Consider the following 15,621-nt stretch of genomic DNA (forward strand, 5'->3'; position numbering starts at 1 on the left):
ATGTGAACAGATGCATCAGGGATCGGTAGGAGCGAGCAGGCGCCTCAGGCGAATTGGGAGCGCATCCACGCCAGATAGTCAGCAGCGCCCGGCTCGCCCTCGCGCGGCGCCCACTGCCCACGCTCGTCTTCGCCCAATGGCACGAAGGGGCCAGCCTTGGCTTCGAACATCACGCTGTCCGGCTCCAGCGCCACGATGGCGTGGAAAGTGCCCGGCGGCAGGTCTGCACCGACGCACTCGCCGCCCGCGCGCAGTACGCGGGTAGTCAGCAGTTCGCCACTGTCGGAGAAGACCAGCAGGCCCAGCGCGCCCTTCACGACCAGCAGGCTCTCGGCCTTGTCCGGGTGACGGTGGCAATGCGGCGGGATGTAGCTGTCGGGCTGCAGCGCATTGAGCAGGCGATGGCAGGGCTCGGTCTGCTCATGGAAATTGTGGTTCTGCCGGCGCCGGGGGCTGGCGGCGGCACGGGCCGCGACCTCATCGAACAGCGCACTGTCGAGAAAACGCGGTCCGCTCATCCTCAGAGACCTTTTACGGCAAAGATGCCGGCGGCGTTACGCCAGTAGCCCTTGTAGTCCATGCCATAGCCGAAGATATAGCGGTCGATGCAGGACAGTCCAACGTAGTCGGCCTTCAGGTCCGGACGGGCCTTGCGGTCGTGGTCCTTGTCGATCAGCACGGCGGTGTGCACGCGCTTGGCGCCGGCGTGCTTGCAGAAATCCATGATCGCCGAGAGGGTGTGCCCTTCGTCGAGGATGTCGTCGATGATCAGCACTTCGCGATCGATGAAGGAGATCTCCGGCTTGGCCTTCCAGAACAGCTCGCCACCGGTGGTCTCGTTGCGGTAACGGGTCGCATGCAGGTAGGAGGCTTCCAGCGGGAAATTCAGCAGCGGGAGCAGCTTGCCGGAGAAGATCAGGCCACCGTTCATCACGCAGAACACCACCGGGTTGGTGTCGGCCAGCGAGCCATTGATGGCCTCGGCCACACGGGCGATGGCGGCCTCTACCTCGGCGTTGGTGTACAGGCAGTCGGCTTCGGCCATGACTTGGCGGATGTGCGCGAGATCGACGGACATGGGGGTTCTCCCGTGAAAAAGTGCGCAAAGGTACCTATCGGCGTGCCACGGAGCAAGGGTCAGCGGACGAATGTCGCCGACAATCGTGGCCCAAGGTAGCTAGGATGCATTACGCTACCGCAATTTTTTTGCCAGCCCGTCCGGAGAACCCATCCATGCCCGTCCTCGAGATCCGCCATCCCCTGATCCGCCACAAGATCGGACTGATGCGTCGTCACGATATCAGTACCAAGAATTTCCGCGAGCTGGCCCAGGAAGTAGGCGCCCTGCTGACCTACGAGGCGACCAAGGACCTGCCTCTGGAGAACTACGAGATCGAAGGCTGGGCCGGCCCCGTGCAGGTCGAGAAGATCGCCGGCAAGAAGATCACCGTGGTGCCGATCCTGCGCGCCGGCATCGGCATGCTCGACGGGGTGCTCAGCCTGATTCCGGGGGCCAAGGTCAGCGCCGTGGGCGTGGCGCGCAACGAAGAAACCCTCGAAGCGCACACCTACCTGGAAAAGCTCGCACCGGACATCGCTGAGCGCCGTTCGCTGATCATCGACCCGATGCTGGCCACCGGCGGTTCCATGGTCGCTACCATCGACCTGCTCAAGAAAGCCGGCAGCAAGGACATCCGCGCCATGGTGCTCGTGGCTGCTCCCGAAGGGATCAAGGCGGTCAACGATGCGCATCCGGACGTGCTCATCCTCACCGCCTCCATCGACCAGTGCCTGAACGAGCACGGTTACATCATGCCGGGCCTGGGCGACGCCGGTGACAAGATCTTCGGCACCAAGCAGAAGGACACCTGATCGATGGCCGATGAATTCAACGAACCGCTGTGGCGCCAGATCATTTCTGGCGCCCAGATGCTCTTCGTGGCCTTCGGCGCGCTGGTACTGATGCCGCTGATCACCGGCCTGGACCCGAACGTCGCGCTGTTCACCGCCGGCTTCGGCACCTTGATGTTCCAGATCGTCACCGGCCGTCAGGTGCCGGTATTCCTGGCCTCGAGCTTCGCCTTCATCACCCCGATCATCCTCGCCAAGGGCCAGTTCGGCCTCGCGGCGACCATGGGCGGCGTGGTGGCGGCGGGCTTCGTCTACACCTTCCTGGGCCTGGCGGTGAAGATCAAGGGCACCGGATTCATCGACCGCCTGCTGCCACCGGTAGTCATCGGCCCGGTGATCATCTCCATCGGCCTGGCCATGGCGCCGATCGCCGCCAACATGGCCATGGGCAAGGCCGGTGACGGCACCGAGCTGATCCCCTACAAGACCGCCATGTTCATCTCCATGCCGGCGCTGCTGACCACGCTGATCGTCGCGGTGTTCGGCAAGGGTATGCTGCGCCTGGTGCCGATCATCGCCGGCGTGCTGGTGGGTTACGGCCTGTCCTTCGCCTTCGGCGTGGTCGATGTGGCGAAAATCGTCGCCGCCCCGTGGTTGGAGCTGCCGAAGTTCACCGCGCCGGAATTCAACTGGCAGGCCATCCTGTTCATCGTCCCGGTGGCGCTGGCCCCGGCCATCGAGCACATCGGCGGCGTCATCGCCGTGGGCGGCGTGACCGGCAAGAACTACCTGAAGACCCCGGGCCTGCACCGCACCCTGCTGGGCGACGGCATCGCCACTTCCACCGCCGGCCTGTTCGGCGGTCCGCCGAACACGACCTACGCAGAAGTGACCGGCGCGGTGATGCTGACCAAGAACTACAACCCAAAGATCATGACCTGGGCGGCGGTGTTCGCCATCAGCCTTGCCTTCGTCGGCAAGTTCGGCGCCATCCTGCAGAGCATTCCGGTACCGGTGATGGGCGGCATTCTCTGCCTGCTGTTCGGCACCATCGCCTCGGTGGGCATGAACACCCTGATCCGCCACAAGGTGGACCTGTCCCAGGCGCGCAACCTGTGCATCGTCTCGGTCACCCTGGTGTTCGGTATCGGCGGCGTGCTGATCGGCACCGGCACCGGCCCGGACGACTTCGGCCTGAAGGGCATCGCCCTGTGCGCCATCGTCGCCATCCTGCTGAACCTGATCCTGCCCGGCGAGGAAGGCTGGGAAAACAAGGCGCTGGAACAAGGCGCCGGCGACTCATCGGCCGACAAGCCCGCCGAGTGAGCCCTGGGCGCCGCCTCACGGCGGCGCCCTGCCCACACAAAGTCAGGCGAACGCAGCATGCCGAACAGGGTCCACTCAGCATGACAGTTCGAACCCGACAGGAGGCAATCCCCATTCGCTTCGCCTCGCCCGCCCCGTTTTGCCCGTCGCAGGTGCGCCCGTGAGCCGCGCCGCGTGGCTGCTGCTCGGCCTCATCGGCGCCTCGCTGATCCCGCTCGCCCTGGGCGGCCAGGAGATGCTCGACCACGTCCTCGCCTTCCCCCTCGACCAGCTGCTGATGATGTTCGGCATGATCTGCCTGTGCTGGCTGATCAACGCGCAGAAGCTGCGCGTGCTGCTCAACGGCCGCGCCGGCGAGATCGGCAAGGTGCGCTCGGTGGGCATCATCATGGCCTCGGAATTCGCCTTCTACGCCACCCCCGGCGGCACCGGCGGCCCGCTGACCCTGATGGCCCTGCTTGCCCGCCACGGCATGCGCCCGGCGCACAGCAGCGCAATCTTCGCCGTGGACCAACTGAGCGACCTGCTGTTCTTCCTCTGCGCACTGGCCGCGGTGCTGGTGTGGGCGCTGTCGCACAGCGTCAGCCCGAACCTGGAGACCTCGCTGATCACCAGCGGCGTGCTACTGGGTGGAATCTTCTTCGGCGTGGTATTGCTCGCGCGCTTCCAGCGCCGGGTGATCAAGGCCAACGGCCGGTTGTTCGAGCGACTGGGGATGAAGCCGCGCACACGCCTGCACTGGGCGCGCAAATGCCTGCACTTCCGCGACACCCTGGTGAGCTGCCTGCGCCAGCCCAAGCGCCGGCTGCTGCTGATCTTCTTCTTCACCTGCTGCCACTGGATCCTGCGCTTCTCGGTGCTCTACATCACCCTCAAGGCGCTGGGTGTGGACCTGCACTGGGCCTGGGCCTTCCTGATCCAGTTGCTGTCACTGGCGGCGGGCCTCGCCACGCTGCTGCCCGGCGGCGCGGGGGGGACGGAGCTGACCAGCGCGGCGCTGCTCGCCCCACTGGTGGGCAAGTCCACGGCGGCCGCGGCCATCCTGATCTGGCGCGTGGTGACCTATTACTTCTACCTGGTGATGGGGGCGCCGGTATTCGCCCTGATGGCCGGCCGGCCGTTGCTGCGCAAGCTGATGGGGATGCGGGAAAGCGCCTGAGGATCAGTCGCCGGAAGGCTTGTCGTCTTCGGACGGCGCCTCGGGCTTGAGCGAATCCCAGAGTTCGGCGGCGCCGGGAAACTCGGTGCCATCCTCGTCGCTCAAGGCTTCGGGGTCGTAGCGGCTGGTACAGCCTTCGCCCAGGGTGGGCGGCGGGGTGGCGGTGCCGGGGTTCTTCGGGTCACTCATGCTGACCATCTCCAATGAGCGCAGCGCCCGCCGCCGAGCGACGGCGGGAGCATGCGGAGTACCCAGTGTAGAACGAGACCGGGTGGATCAGTCGAACACCACGGTCTTGTTGTCGTGTACCAGCACGCGGTCTTCCAGGTGGTAGCGCAGGCCGCGGGCCAGCACCAGCTTTTCCACATCCTTGCCCAGGCGCACCAGGTCCTCGATGTTGTCGCGGTGGCTGATGCGCACCACGTCCTGCTCGATGATCGGGCCGGCGTCCAGTTCCTCGGTCACGTAGTGGCAGGTCGCGCCGATCAGCTTCACGCCCCGCAACGAAGCCTGGTGGTACGGCTTGGCGCCAACAAAGGACGGCAGGAAGCTGTGGTGGATGTTGATCACCTGGTGGCGGTATTTCTGGCACAGGTCCGGCGGCAGGATCTGCATGTAGCGCGCCAGCACCACGTTGTCGGCCTGGTGTTCATCGATCAGGCGCGAGACCTGTTCGAAGGCCGGCTGCTTGTTCTTCGGATCCACCGGGACGTGGAAGTACGGAATACCGTGCCACTCCACCATGCTGCGCAGGTCATCGTGGTTGGCGATCACGCAGGGAATCTCGCAGTCCAGTTCGCCGCTGTGCCAGCGGTGCAGCAGGTCGGCCAGGCAGTGCGATTCGCGGCTGGCCATCAGCACGACGCGCTTCTTCACCGAGGAGTCGGTAATGCGCCACTCCATGGAGAACTCGCGGGCAATCGGTGCGAAGGCCTGGCGGAAACCGTCGATATCGAACGGCAGGGAATCGGCACGAATCTCATGCCGCATGAAGAACCAGCCGTTGTCGTTGTCGGAATGGTGACTGGCCTCGGTGATCCAGCCGTTGTAAGTGGCCAGGAAATTACTCACCTTGGCGACGATGCCGACCCCGTCGGGGCAGGCGATCACCAGTCGGAAAGTGCGCATGGGTGTACTCCAGATACATCGCGAAGGCCGCCATTCTAGCGGCTGCGGGGGAAAAGATCAGCCATTGCCGCGGCGCGCCGACGAGAGCCAGTTCGGTGCATTGCGAGTGCATCGATTAATTACCGGCGAATGAACTAGTTAAATAAGTCGACAATTACCGACAAAACTTTTCCCAAGCATTTACTTGAACAACTTCGCTGACTATTATGTCTGCTACAAACTTTCCGCCACCGCTGGACCCAGAACAAGGTACCCAACATGTCGCTGATCAACGAGTACCGCGCTACCGAAGAAGCCATCAAGGAACTTCAGGAGCGCCTGAAATCCCTGGAGCAGGACGACAAGCTGAAGAAAGAGCTTGAGTTCGAAGAGAAACTTCGTGCGCTGATGGCCAGCTATGGCAAGTCCCTGCGTGACGTCATCGCCCTGCTTGATCCGGACGCGAAGCTGAGCAAATCGCCGCGTGCCGCAAAAGCCACCGTGAGCAAGCGCGCTCGCAAGGTCAAGCAGTACAAGAATCCGCACAACGGTGAAGTCATCGAAACCAAGGGCGGCAACCACAAGACCCTCAAGGAGTGGAAGGCCAAGTGGGGCGCCGAGGCCGTAGAAGGCTGGGCCACGCTGCTGGGCTAAGCCTTGCGGACATGAAAAACGCCAGCTTCGCGCTGGCGTTTTTTATTGGCCGCAGAAAAGTGCGCGGCGCTACAGGCTATAGCGCGCGCGCAGCACCTGCGCATACTTATCCCACTCTTGCAGCACCAGACGGCCAGCCGGCGTGGCATTGACCAGTTGCTCGCTCATTGCCGCGGCAAAGTTATCCAGAGTATTGGGCGCGCCCCACTCGGTCTGATTCAGGCGCGCACGGCAGAAGTCCTGCCATTGTTGCTGTTCCGTGGCACTCAAAGTTTCCGGGAAATTGCGTGCCCGATAACGGAAGAGAAGTTCGGGAAGTCGCGCATCGTCGAACGGCCATTGTTCTTTCGCCAACCGCACGGGATCGGCCTGGCGCACCTGCTCGCACAATCGGCGATCACGGTCGCCGATAAATCCGTCATACAACTGCTGCTCGGGATCTTCACTGCCGGCGAAACTTTCCTCGGCATACAAGGGCGCTAGTTTGTCCTGCCAGTTCGCTTTCGCCTCGGTCAGCGTCCGCGCCGCCGCCAGGCAGGCGTCGAGGTCCAGGCCGATGCGTTCACGATCCTGCGGGCGCAACACGGAGAGCGGCGCCACCACCGGGCATTTGTTGATGTGCAGCAGCTTCAGCGGCACCGGCAGCTCGCCCTCGGCCAGCTCGTCACGACGCGTGTAGAGGCGCTTGCGCAGGGTTTCCGCATCCAGCTCCAGCAAGGGCGAAACGTCGGCGCCCAGGTCGCAGACGATCAATGCGTTGCGGTTGCGAGGATGCCAGCCCAGCGGCAACACCACGGACAGATAGTGCCGTGCACCGGAGAACATGCCCGAGATATGGACCATCGGCTGCAGTACACGCACCTGATCCAGCACACCCTGCTTGCCGCGCAGGCGATAGAGGTAGTCGTAAAGCTTGGGTTGGCGTTCGCGCACCAGTCGCGCCAGAGCAATGGTGGCGCGCACGTCGGACAGTGCATCGTGCGCCTGCCCATGGTCGATGCCGTTGGCCGCGGTGAGGCGTTCGAGCTTGAGGCTGACGACACCGTCCTGCTCGGGCCAGACGATACCTTCCGGCCGCAGGGCGTAAGCGGTACGCACCATGTCGATCAGGTCCCAGCGACTGTTGCCGCCCTGCCACTCGCGGGCGTAGGGATCGAAGAAGTTGCGGTACAGGCTGTAGCGCGTTACCTCGTCATCGAAACGCAAGCTGTTGTAGCCCGCCACACAAGTCCCCGGCTGCGCCAGTTCAGCGTGCAGCCGGGTCATGAATTCGGCTTCGCGCAGACCGCGCTCTTCCAGGCGATCCGGCGTGATACCGGTGACCAGGCAAGCGGCCGGGTGCGGGAGGATGTCGTCGCTGGGCCGGCAATAGAGGTTCAGCGATTCACCGATCTCGTTGAGATCCTCGTCCGTGCGGATGCCGGCCACCTGCAGCGGACGGTCACGGCGCGGGTCGATACCGGTGGTTTCGTAGTCGTACCAGAAGATGCTGGCGTTCATCGTTTTTCCTTGCCTGCAAGCGAGTGCGTCGCAGTCTAACAGTGCGGCCGACCACACTTCCAAAACGCCTCGCTGGCACCTAGCCAGCCCCCGCCTTTATGATGGGCGTCGCAAGGACACCCACTGGAAAGGACTTTCCTCATGCAAGACATCGCTGCACAAAATCCCTATAGCGCTCCACTGAGCAACCTCGAACCGGGCGCAGGCCAGGGCGCCGTGCCCTCCGTCAGCGAAGCGCTGAGCCGCGGCTACAACTTCAGCATCAACGAATTGCTGGGCGAGTCCTGGCGCCGCACGAAGGGCACCAAGGGCCTGATCATCGGCGGTTTCGTGGTCTTCTATGCGGCGATCTTCGCCCTGGTCAACGTGCTCAGCCTGTTCCTCACCGTGGTCGGCGTCGCCGGGATCGCCGGCATGGGCCTGCTGGGTGACAGCGAAGCCGCCGGCGGCATGGCGGTCGGCGCGCTGGTCGCGTTCTTCGTCGGCTCCATCGTCCTGAGCTTCGTCGCCACCGCCGTGTGCTACCCCCTGCTGGCGGGCGTGAACATGCTCGGCATCCGTCGCGCCGCCGACCAGCCACTGCGCTTCAACGAAGTCTTCAGCCACTTCGGCCGTACCTTCCAGGTAGTGGTCTGCGTGCTGCTGAGCACCCTGCTGATCTGCATCGGCTACTTCCTCTTCGTGCTGCCCGGCATCTACCTGAGCATCGCTTACATGCTGGCCATCCCGCTGGTGGTCGAGCGCGGCCTGTCGCCCTGGGCTGCCCTGGAAGCCTCGCGCAAGGCCATTACCCAGCACTGGTTCAAGGTCTTCGGCCTGCTGCTGGTGTTCGGCCTGCTGTTCATGCTCAGCACCCTGACCCTGGGCATCGCGCTGATCTGGGTGATGCCGTGGCTGATCGTCGCCATCGGCGTGCTCTACCGCACCATCTTCGGCGTGCTGCCGCCGGCCAAGTGATCAAATCGGCCTGAGCCTGCCAGCGCGGTTGCCTCGCCGCACCGCGCTGGCTAGCATCTGGCACCTACGTCATCGACAGCGGTTTCCCTTGAGCCCAGCAGACCTTTCATCCCAAGCGTCTTCCCACGCGCCCATCCTGGATACCCGCTACCACGTGGAGACCCCGGAAGGCATCGACCTGCTGCTGCGCCCTGCCGGTGTCGTCCCCCGCGCCCTCGCCTACCTGATCGACCTGGGAATTCGCGTTCTGCTGATGGTGGCGCTGTTCATGCTGCTGGCCTTCCTCGGCGAACTGGGCACGGGCCTTGGGCTGATCCTCACCTTCATCATGACCTGGTGGTACATGGTGCTCTTCGAAGTGCTCAACCAGGGCCGCTCGCCCGGCAAGCAGATGATGGGCCTGCGCGTGGTGCACGACGACGGCACACCGATCGGCTGGTCCGCCTCGCTGCTGCGCAACCTGCTGCGCTTCGCCGACATCCTGCCATTCGCCTACACACTCGGGCTGCTCAGCTGCCTGTCGAACTCCGCGTTCAAGCGCCTGGGCGACCTCGCCGCCGGCACCCTGGTGATCTACCGCGATCCGCCACCAAGCCGTCCGCAGGTGCCGGAAACCACCCCCGAACTCGCACCCTGGCCGCTGAACCTGGAAGAGCAGCGCGCCCTGATGAGCTTCGCCGAGCGCGGCACGCAGCTTTCGGCTGCTCGCCGTGAGGAGCTGGCCGGCATCCTCGCGCAACCCCTGGGCATCGCGCCCGAGCAGGCGGAGGCACGGCTGAACCGTATCGCCAGCGGCCTGCTCGGCAACGGGACGGGTCACCCATGAAACAGGCTTTCTTCGAACAGCGTCACCAGGGCGGCTGGAAGCGCTTCGCCAAGCGCCTGGAGCAACTGGAAAGCGGCAAGCGCCAGGAAGCGAGCGAGAAGCCCGAAGAGTTTGCCGCCGACTACCGGCGCATCTGCCAGCAGCTCGCCCTGGCCCAGGAGCGCGGCTACAGCAGCCACCTGATCGACCAGCTGCAGCAGCTCGCCATGCGCGGGCACCAGCAGTTCTACCGCCACCGCAGCCACCTGGGTGCGCGCATCCTCGGCTTCCTGGTTGCCGGTTTCCCGCGTCTGGTACGCGAGGAGTGGCGCTGCGTCGCCATCGCCAGCCTGCTGTTCTACGGCAGCCTGCTGCTGATGGGCGTGCTGGTCTACCACTTCCCCGACCTGGTCTACAGCGTCATGGCGCCGGAGCGGGTGTCCGAGATGGAGTCGATGTACTCGCCGGACACCACGCGGCTGGGCCCGATGAGCACGCGCGATGCGGGCGATGACTGGAAGATGTTCGGCCACTACATCATGAACAACATCGGCATCGCCTTTCAGACCTTCGCCAGCGGCCTGCTGTTCTGCGTCGGCACCCTGTTCTTCCTGCTGTTCAACGGCGTGGTGATCGGCACGGTCGCCGGCCACCTGACCCAGGTCGGCTACATCGAAACCTTCTGGTCCTTCGTCATCGGCCACGGTGCCTTCGAACTGACGGCGATCACCTTCGCCGGTGCCGCCGGCCTCAAGCTCGGCTGGGCATTGCTGTCTCCCGGCCGCCTGAGCCGCCTGGAAGCCCTGCGCCAGGCAGCCGCCCGCGCCGTGCAACTGATCGGCGGGGTGATCCTGATGCTGCTGATCGCCGCCTTCGTCGAGGGCTACTGGTCCTCCGTCACGCAGTTCTCGGCGACGGTGAAGTACATCGTCGGCGCCTGCCTGTGGTTGCTGGTGGGCAGTTATTTCCTCTTTGCCGGACGGGGTCGTCATGCGCCTGACTGACGCCAGCGTCGCCATCCGTCCACGCAGCGCCTGGGAGGCTCTCGACCTCGGCATCCTGCTCGCACGCCGGCACGCCGGCCTGTTGATGGCCAGCTGGGCGATCGTCACCCTGCCGGTGTTCGTACTGCTCTCCGTGCTGCTGTGGAACTATTCCAGCTGGGCGGTGCTGATCTTCTGGTGGCTCAAGCCCGCCTTCGAGCGCCTGCCGCTGTACATCCTGTCGCGCTCGCTGTTCGGCGATACGCCGACACTCAAGGAAGCGCTGCGGGCCTTCCCCAGCCTGCTCAAGTCGCAGTTGCTGCCCAGTCTGCTCTGGCGCCGGCTGAGCCCGACGCGCAGCTTCGACCTGCCGGTGCTGCAGCTCGAAGGCCTCAAGGGCCAGGCGCGCAGCCAGCGCCTGGTGGTACTCGGCCAGCGCAACGCCGGCGGCGCCACCTGGCTGACCATCGTCGGCATGCATTTCGAACTGGCGCTGTGGCTGGGCCTGACCACGCTGATGTACCTGATGCTGCCCAACCAATGGGTCGAAGACTGGGAGTGGAAATCGCTGATCAGCGCCGCCGAGGGCGACTGGGCCTGGCTGGAGCACATCAGCAACCTGATCTACGCGCTGCTGCTGATCGTCTGGGAACCGGTGTACGTCGCTTGCGGCTTCACCCTCTACCTCAACCGCCGGACCGAGCTGGAAGCCTGGGACATCGAACTGGTGTTCCGCCGGCTGCGCCAGCGTCTGATCGGCAGCGCCTATGCCCTGCTGCTGGTGGTGGCCGGCGCCTGCTCCCTGCTGCCGGCCGACGACGCGCTGGCCGCAGGCTCGGAAACCGCCAGCAAGGCCAGCCAAAGCTGTCCGTTGCCTGACCAGAACCCCGACGGCCCGCAGGGTGCGAGGCTGACCCAGCAGAAGCTCAACAGCGAGGACTCGCGCAGCGCGGCGGAAAAGATCCTCACCGCGCCCCCCTTCAAGAACAGCGAGAAGGTCACCAGCTGGCGCCTGCACGAAGACAAGAAAGACCAGAAGCCGGCCGACCCGGACGAGGCCAAACGCCTGAAGAGCTTCTTTGAGGCACTGGGAAACTGGAAGGCCTTCAAGTTCGCCGCGCAAGGCATCGAAGTGCTGCTCTGGGGACTTCTATTCACTGTCATCGCCCTGGTGATCTGGCGCTATCGCGAATGGCTGCGGCTGTTCGTCAGGCGCATCGGCCTGCCGCAGAAACCGCGCCGCGAAGCCCCCAGCGTGCTGTTCGGGCTGGATCTGGCGCCGGAAACCCTCCCCAGCGACGTGGCCAGTGAAGCCGAGCGCCTCTGGGACGAACAACCCCGCGCTGCGCTGGGACTGCTCTACCGCGCCCTGCTCAGCCGCCTGCTGCACGATTTCCGCATACCGCTGCGCGAATCGACCACCGAGGGCGAGGTGCTGGTACGCGTGGCCGACCTCAATGATCCGCCACTGGATAACTTCGCCCGCAGCTTGACCCAGCAGTGGCAGGCGCTCGCCTACGGTCACCGCGCGCCGCAGGCCGAGCTCAAGCAGCAGCTGTGCAGCGAATGGCGCCACCTGTTCGGCAACGAGGTTCAGGCATGAAGCGCGGCAACCTCGCCCTGCTGGTGCTGCTCGCCCTGCTCGTGCTCGGCGGCATCGGCTACTACCTGTACCGAAACCTCGAGCCCTACACCGAGACCGTCGAACACGGCGCCTCCCCGGAAGCTCGCGCCACCCCCTATCTCGCTGCAGAAATGTACCTGCGCGGTCGCGGCATCCGCGTCACCACCGCCCGCGGCATGGAAGTGCTGGACCAGCTGCCGAGCAAGGGCCAGACCCTGATCCTGCTGGGCACCCGCGAGAACGTCACGCCGGCGCAGAACGCACGGCTGCTCGACTGGGCCAATCGAGGGGGCCACCTTATCGTCACCGCCGAAAGCCTGTGGGACGAAGACGAAGGCAAGAGCGGCGACCTGTTGCTGGATCAGCTGGGCGTGCAGCAGTTCCTCACCGCCGACCTGAAAGACAAGGATGAGGAAAAGGTCGCTCCCTCCGACGAGAAATCGGCAGATGCGTCCGAAGAGCCACCGCAGGACAACGCCGCCAAGCAGGACGAAGAAGAGCATCCGGACCAGCCTTCCGCCGCCCACGACAGCGATTCGGCAGACGCGGATCCCTACCCGAGCCTGACCAAGCTCTACCTGGAGAATGAGAAAGCCCCGGCCTACATCGACTTCGACACCGACTATCACCTGTTCGATTCGAAGAACCTTGCCTACGCCTGGGCCAACAGCGGCGACTCCACCCACCTGCTGCAACTGCAACAGGGCCAGGGGCTGATCACCGTGCTGACCGACAACTGGATCTGGCAGAACGGCGAACTCGACTCCTACGACAACGCCTGGCTGCTCTGGTACCTGACCCAGGACAGCGCCGTCACGCTGGTCTATCGCGCCGACGGGACCAGCCTGATGACCCTGCTGACGCGCTACTTCCCGCAGGCACTGCTGGCCGCCGCCCTGCTGCTCGTTCTGGTGCTCTGGCGCAATGGCCTGCGCCAGGGCCCGCTGCAGCCCAACCCGGATCGCAGCCGCCGGCAACTGGAGGAACATCTGCGCGCCAGCGCCGACTTCATCCTCCGCCAGCGCGGCCAGCTCGCCCTGCTGCAGGGTCTGCAACGTGACGTGATGCGCCGGGCGCGGCAACGCCAGCCCGGCTTCGACCGCCTGCCGGTCGCCGAACAATGGCAAGCTCTGGGCCGCATGACGCGCATGTCGGTCAGCGCCATCAGCCAGGCCATGCGCCCCTATCCGCAACAGCGCATGGCCGTCGCCGAATTCACCCGCCAGGTCGCGCACCTGCAAAGCCTCAGGAATGCCCTATGAGCGAACAGACGCCTGAACCGTCCAGCACCACCGCCCCCAATGCCGCTGCCCAGCGCCAGCGCGCCAGCCAGCTGGCCCAGGCGCTGCGCCACGAACTGCAGAAAGCCCTGATCGGCCAACAGTCCGTGATCGACGACGTGCTGACCGCCCTGCTCGCCGGCGGCCACGTGCTCATCGAAGGCGTTCCCGGTCTGGGCAAGACCCTGCTGGTGCGCGCCCTCGCCCGCTGCTTCGACGGTGGCTTCGCGCGCATCCAGTTCACCCCTGACCTGATGCCCAGCGACGTCACCGGCCATGCCGTGTACGACCTGGCCACCGAGCAGTTCAAGCTGCGCAAGGGCCCGGTATTCACCCACCTGCTGCTTGCCGACGAGATCAACCGCGCCCCGGCCAAGACCCAGGCCGCCCTGCTGGAAGTGATGCAGGAGCGCCAGGTCACCCTTGAAGGCCGCGCCCTGGCAGTACCGCAGCCATTCATGGTGCTGGCCACGCAGAACCCCATCGAGCAGGAAGGCACCTACCCGCTGCCCGAGGCCGAGCTCGACCGCTTCATGCTCAAGCTGCGCATCGACTACCCGCTGGAGGCCGAGGAGCAGACCCTGGTGCGCCAGGTCACCCGCTCCGCGCGCAGCGACATGCTGGACGTGGCGCCGATGCGCGCCCTGCTCAAGGACAAGGACGTGCTCGCCCTGCAGAAGATCGCCGCCGACCTGCCCATCGACGACCAGGTGCTCGACTACGCCGTGCGAATCGCCCGCACCACCCGCAACTGGCCGGGCCTGGCACTGGGCGCCGGGCCACGTGCGTCCATCGCCCTGGTGCGCTGCGCCCGCGCCCGTGCCCTGCTGCGCAGCGGCGACTTCGTGATTCCGGACGATGTGAAAGGCAGCGCCCTGGCCGTGTTGCGCCACCGCGTGCGCCTGTCGCCGGAACTGGAGATCGAAGGCCTGTCGGTGGACCAGGTGCTGCAACAGCTGCTCGACCAGGTACCGGCGCCGCGCGTATGAAGCCATCGCGCGCGCTCCTCGCGCTGCTCGGCGTCCTGCTGGCAATCGCCATCGCCCTGGGCGCGGCCGAGGCTCTGGACTCGGGCTCGGCGCTGCTCGGTCGCCTCTGGTGGGGTGCGCTTTGCGCGCTGGTCCTGCTGGCGCTGGCTGATGCCCTCTGGCTGCGCCGCACACCCTCGCCCGAGTTGCGCCGCCAGCTGAGCGGCAACCTGCCGCTGGGCCGCTGGAGCGAGGTGCGCCTGCAATTCCATCACCGCTACGCCCAGCCGCAACGCATCACGGTGTTCGACCACCTGCCCGCCGGCATGGACTTCGAATACCTGCCGCAGACCGTGGAGCTGCATCCCGGCGAGCAGACCGAACTGGGTTATCGCGTGCGCCCACTGTCCCGTGGGCATTTCGTCTTCCAGCGCTGCGAGATCGAACTGTCCAGCCCGCTGCGCCTGTGGAAGGGCCGGCGCTACCTGGAGCAGCGCGACGAAACCCGCGTCTATCCCGACTTCGCCCGCCTTTATGGCGCGGAACTGATGGCCGTGGACCACTGGCTGAATCGCATCGGCGTGCGCTCCGGCCAGCGTCGCGGCCTGGGCCTGGACTTCCATCAGCTGCGCGAATTCCGCGACGGCGACACGCTGCGACAGATCGACTGGAAGGCCACCGCGCGCAAGCGCACGCCCATCGCCCGCGAATACCAGGACGAGCGCGACCAGCAGATTCTCTTCCTGCTCGACTGCGGCCGGCGCATGCGCAGCCACGACGGCGACCTCTCGCACTTCGACCACTCGCTCAACGCCAGCCTGCTGCTCGCCTACGTCGCATTGCGCCAGGGTGACGCGGTGGGGCTGATGACCTTCGCCGGCGACCAGCCACGCCACCTGCCGCCAGCCAAGGGCAGCGCCCAGCTCACCGCCCTGCTCAACAGCGTCTACGACCTGCGCAGCAGCCAGCGCCCGGCGGACTTCCCCGCTGCCGTGCAGGCCGTGCTCACACGCCAGCGCCGCCGTGCGCTGGTGGTGATCGTGACCAACCTGCGCGACGAGGATGACGAGGAACTGGTGGCCGCGGTGAAACGCCTCGGGCGCCAGCACCGCGTGCTGGTCGCGAGCCTGCGCGAAGAAGTGCTGGACCGTCTGCGCCAGGCGCCGGTAGAAGGTTTCGAGGAGGCCCTGGCCTACTGCGGCGCGGTGGATTACCTGAACGCCCGGGCGGGCCTGCACGAGAAACTGGCGGCCCATGGCGTGCCGGTACTCGACGCGCGGCCGAGCCAGCTGGGGCCGGAGCTGATCAGCCGCTACCTGGGCTGGAAGAAGGCTGGCGCGCTGTAACCGTACGCCATAACCGGACGCCGGCTCCCTGGCGTCCCACACCGTGCAGATCGGTCAACGC

The 15,621-nt window shown here is 65.6% G+C and carries 16 protein-coding genes; 11 read left to right on the forward strand and 5 right to left on the reverse strand.

Going from position 1 to position 15,621, the window contains the following annotated elements; translation table 11 throughout:
- Nucleotides 1–44: 44 nt before the first annotated feature.
- Entirely contained in the window at nt 45–518 is a 474-nt protein-coding gene (locus FAS41_RS11270) for a WbuC family cupin fold metalloprotein (protein ID WP_138522197.1), read from the reverse strand.
- A gap of 2 nt (nt 519–520) precedes the next feature.
- Nucleotides 521–1,078, reverse strand: a complete 558-nt coding sequence (locus FAS41_RS11275; RefSeq protein WP_017519718.1) for a hypoxanthine-guanine phosphoribosyltransferase — start codon at nt 1,076–1,078, stop codon at nt 521–523.
- Nucleotides 1,079–1,233: 155 nt separating this feature from the next.
- Between FAS41_RS11275 and upp the strand changes: the two genes are divergently transcribed.
- The 3 genes from upp (at nt 1,234) to gpgF (ending at nt 4,336) form a co-directional block, all read left to right on the forward strand.
- Nucleotides 1,234–1,872 carry a uracil phosphoribosyltransferase gene (upp, locus tag FAS41_RS11280; protein WP_138522199.1) on the forward strand — a complete coding sequence of 213 codons (639 nt, stop codon included), beginning with the start codon at nt 1,234–1,236 and terminating at the stop codon, nt 1,870–1,872.
- A 3-nt stretch (nt 1,873–1,875) separates the two neighbouring features.
- On the forward strand, nt 1,876–3,177 hold the full coding sequence (locus FAS41_RS11285; RefSeq protein ID WP_138522201.1) for a uracil-xanthine permease family protein: 1,302 nt from the start codon (nt 1,876–1,878) through the stop codon (nt 3,175–3,177).
- Nucleotides 3,178–3,337: 160 nt separating this feature from the next.
- Nucleotides 3,338–4,336, forward strand: a complete 999-nt coding sequence (gpgF, locus tag FAS41_RS11290; RefSeq protein ID WP_138522203.1) for a glucosaminyl phosphatidylglycerol flippase — start codon at nt 3,338–3,340, stop codon at nt 4,334–4,336.
- 3 nt (nt 4,337–4,339) lie between these two features.
- Here the strand turns inward: gpgF and FAS41_RS11295 are convergent, their stop codons facing one another.
- The gene (locus FAS41_RS11295; protein ID WP_138522205.1) at nt 4,340–4,525 is read right to left on the reverse strand and encodes a hypothetical protein; all 186 of its coding nucleotides are present in this window, start codon (nt 4,523–4,525) and stop codon (nt 4,340–4,342) included.
- An 87-nt stretch (nt 4,526–4,612) separates the two neighbouring features.
- Entirely contained in the window at nt 4,613–5,464 is an 852-nt protein-coding gene (gene purU / locus FAS41_RS11300; RefSeq protein WP_017519713.1) for a formyltetrahydrofolate deformylase, read from the reverse strand.
- Between the two features lie 258 nt (nt 5,465–5,722).
- Here purU and mvaT point away from each other — a divergent pair, with 258 nt between their 5' ends.
- The gene (gene mvaT / locus FAS41_RS11305; RefSeq protein WP_045211008.1) at nt 5,723–6,097 is read left to right on the forward strand and encodes a histone-like nucleoid-structuring protein MvaT; all 375 of its coding nucleotides are present in this window, start codon (nt 5,723–5,725) and stop codon (nt 6,095–6,097) included.
- Between the two features lie 69 nt (nt 6,098–6,166).
- Here the strand turns inward: mvaT and sbcB are convergent, their stop codons facing one another.
- Nucleotides 6,167–7,597 carry an exodeoxyribonuclease I gene (gene sbcB, locus FAS41_RS11310; protein WP_138522207.1) on the reverse strand — a complete coding sequence of 477 codons (1,431 nt, stop codon included), beginning with the start codon at nt 7,595–7,597 and terminating at the stop codon, nt 6,167–6,169.
- Nucleotides 7,598–7,738: 141 nt separating this feature from the next.
- Here sbcB and FAS41_RS11315 point away from each other — a divergent pair, with 141 nt between their 5' ends.
- The 7 genes from FAS41_RS11315 to FAS41_RS11345 all read left to right on the forward strand — a co-directional run bounded on the left by FAS41_RS11315 (nt 7,739) and on the right by FAS41_RS11345 (nt 15,560).
- A complete protein-coding gene (locus FAS41_RS11315) occupies nt 7,739–8,554 on the forward strand; it encodes a DUF975 family protein (protein ID WP_138522209.1) in 816 nt (271 codons plus the stop codon).
- 88 nt (nt 8,555–8,642) lie between these two features.
- The gene (locus FAS41_RS11320) at nt 8,643–9,380 is read left to right on the forward strand and encodes an RDD family protein (RefSeq protein ID WP_246084861.1); all 738 of its coding nucleotides are present in this window, start codon (nt 8,643–8,645) and stop codon (nt 9,378–9,380) included.
- Nucleotides 9,377–10,363, forward strand: a complete 987-nt coding sequence (locus FAS41_RS11325) for a stage II sporulation protein M (protein WP_138522211.1) — start codon at nt 9,377–9,379, stop codon at nt 10,361–10,363. The genes FAS41_RS11320 and FAS41_RS11325 overlap by 4 nt, the downstream gene beginning before the upstream one ends.
- On the forward strand, nt 10,350–11,945 hold the full coding sequence (locus FAS41_RS11330) for a DUF4129 domain-containing protein (RefSeq protein ID WP_138522213.1): 1,596 nt from the start codon (nt 10,350–10,352) through the stop codon (nt 11,943–11,945). Before FAS41_RS11325 ends, FAS41_RS11330 begins: the two co-directional genes overlap by 14 nt.
- Entirely contained in the window at nt 11,942–13,228 is a 1,287-nt protein-coding gene (locus FAS41_RS11335; protein WP_138522215.1) for a DUF4350 domain-containing protein, read from the forward strand. The genes FAS41_RS11330 and FAS41_RS11335 overlap by 4 nt, the downstream gene beginning before the upstream one ends.
- The gene (locus FAS41_RS11340) at nt 13,225–14,235 is read left to right on the forward strand and encodes an AAA family ATPase (protein ID WP_138522217.1); all 1,011 of its coding nucleotides are present in this window, start codon (nt 13,225–13,227) and stop codon (nt 14,233–14,235) included. Before FAS41_RS11335 ends, FAS41_RS11340 begins: the two co-directional genes overlap by 4 nt.
- Entirely contained in the window at nt 14,232–15,560 is a 1,329-nt protein-coding gene (locus FAS41_RS11345; protein ID WP_138522218.1) for a DUF58 domain-containing protein, read from the forward strand. The genes FAS41_RS11340 and FAS41_RS11345 overlap by 4 nt, the downstream gene beginning before the upstream one ends.
- Nucleotides 15,561–15,621: the final 61 nt, after the last annotated feature.

Origin of the sequence: Pseudomonas nicosulfuronedens, assembly GCF_005877905.1 — a bacterium.
In the GTDB taxonomy this organism is placed as follows: domain Bacteria; phylum Pseudomonadota; class Gammaproteobacteria; order Pseudomonadales; family Pseudomonadaceae; genus Pseudomonas; species Pseudomonas nicosulfuronedens.

Bases quoted from the DNA above. Each gene is read 5' to 3' on its own strand.
- FAS41_RS11270 (WP_138522197.1), bottom strand. From the start codon at position 518: ATGAGCGGACCGCGTTTTCTCGACAGTGCGCTGTTCGATGAGGTCGCG.
- FAS41_RS11275 (WP_017519718.1), bottom strand. From the start codon at position 1,078: ATGTCCGTCGATCTCGCGCACATCCGCCAAGTCATGGCCGAAGCCGAC.
- upp (WP_138522199.1), top strand. From the start codon at position 1,234: ATGCCCGTCCTCGAGATCCGCCATCCCCTGATCCGCCACAAGATCGGA.
- FAS41_RS11285 (WP_138522201.1), top strand. From the start codon at position 1,876: ATGGCCGATGAATTCAACGAACCGCTGTGGCGCCAGATCATTTCTGGC.
- FAS41_RS11295 (WP_138522205.1), bottom strand. From the start codon at position 4,525: ATGAGTGACCCGAAGAACCCCGGCACCGCCACCCCGCCGCCCACCCTG.
- purU (WP_017519713.1), bottom strand. From the start codon at position 5,464: ATGCGCACTTTCCGACTGGTGATCGCCTGCCCCGACGGGGTCGGCATC.
- mvaT (WP_045211008.1), top strand. From the start codon at position 5,723: ATGTCGCTGATCAACGAGTACCGCGCTACCGAAGAAGCCATCAAGGAA.
- sbcB (WP_138522207.1), bottom strand. From the start codon at position 7,597: ATGAACGCCAGCATCTTCTGGTACGACTACGAAACCACCGGTATCGAC.
- FAS41_RS11315 (WP_138522209.1), top strand. From the start codon at position 7,739: ATGCAAGACATCGCTGCACAAAATCCCTATAGCGCTCCACTGAGCAAC.
- FAS41_RS11325 (WP_138522211.1), top strand. From the start codon at position 9,377: ATGAAACAGGCTTTCTTCGAACAGCGTCACCAGGGCGGCTGGAAGCGC.
- FAS41_RS11330 (WP_138522213.1), top strand. From the start codon at position 10,350: ATGCGCCTGACTGACGCCAGCGTCGCCATCCGTCCACGCAGCGCCTGG.
- FAS41_RS11335 (WP_138522215.1), top strand. From the start codon at position 11,942: ATGAAGCGCGGCAACCTCGCCCTGCTGGTGCTGCTCGCCCTGCTCGTG.
- FAS41_RS11340 (WP_138522217.1), top strand. From the start codon at position 13,225: ATGAGCGAACAGACGCCTGAACCGTCCAGCACCACCGCCCCCAATGCC.
- FAS41_RS11345 (WP_138522218.1), top strand. From the start codon at position 14,232: ATGAAGCCATCGCGCGCGCTCCTCGCGCTGCTCGGCGTCCTGCTGGCA.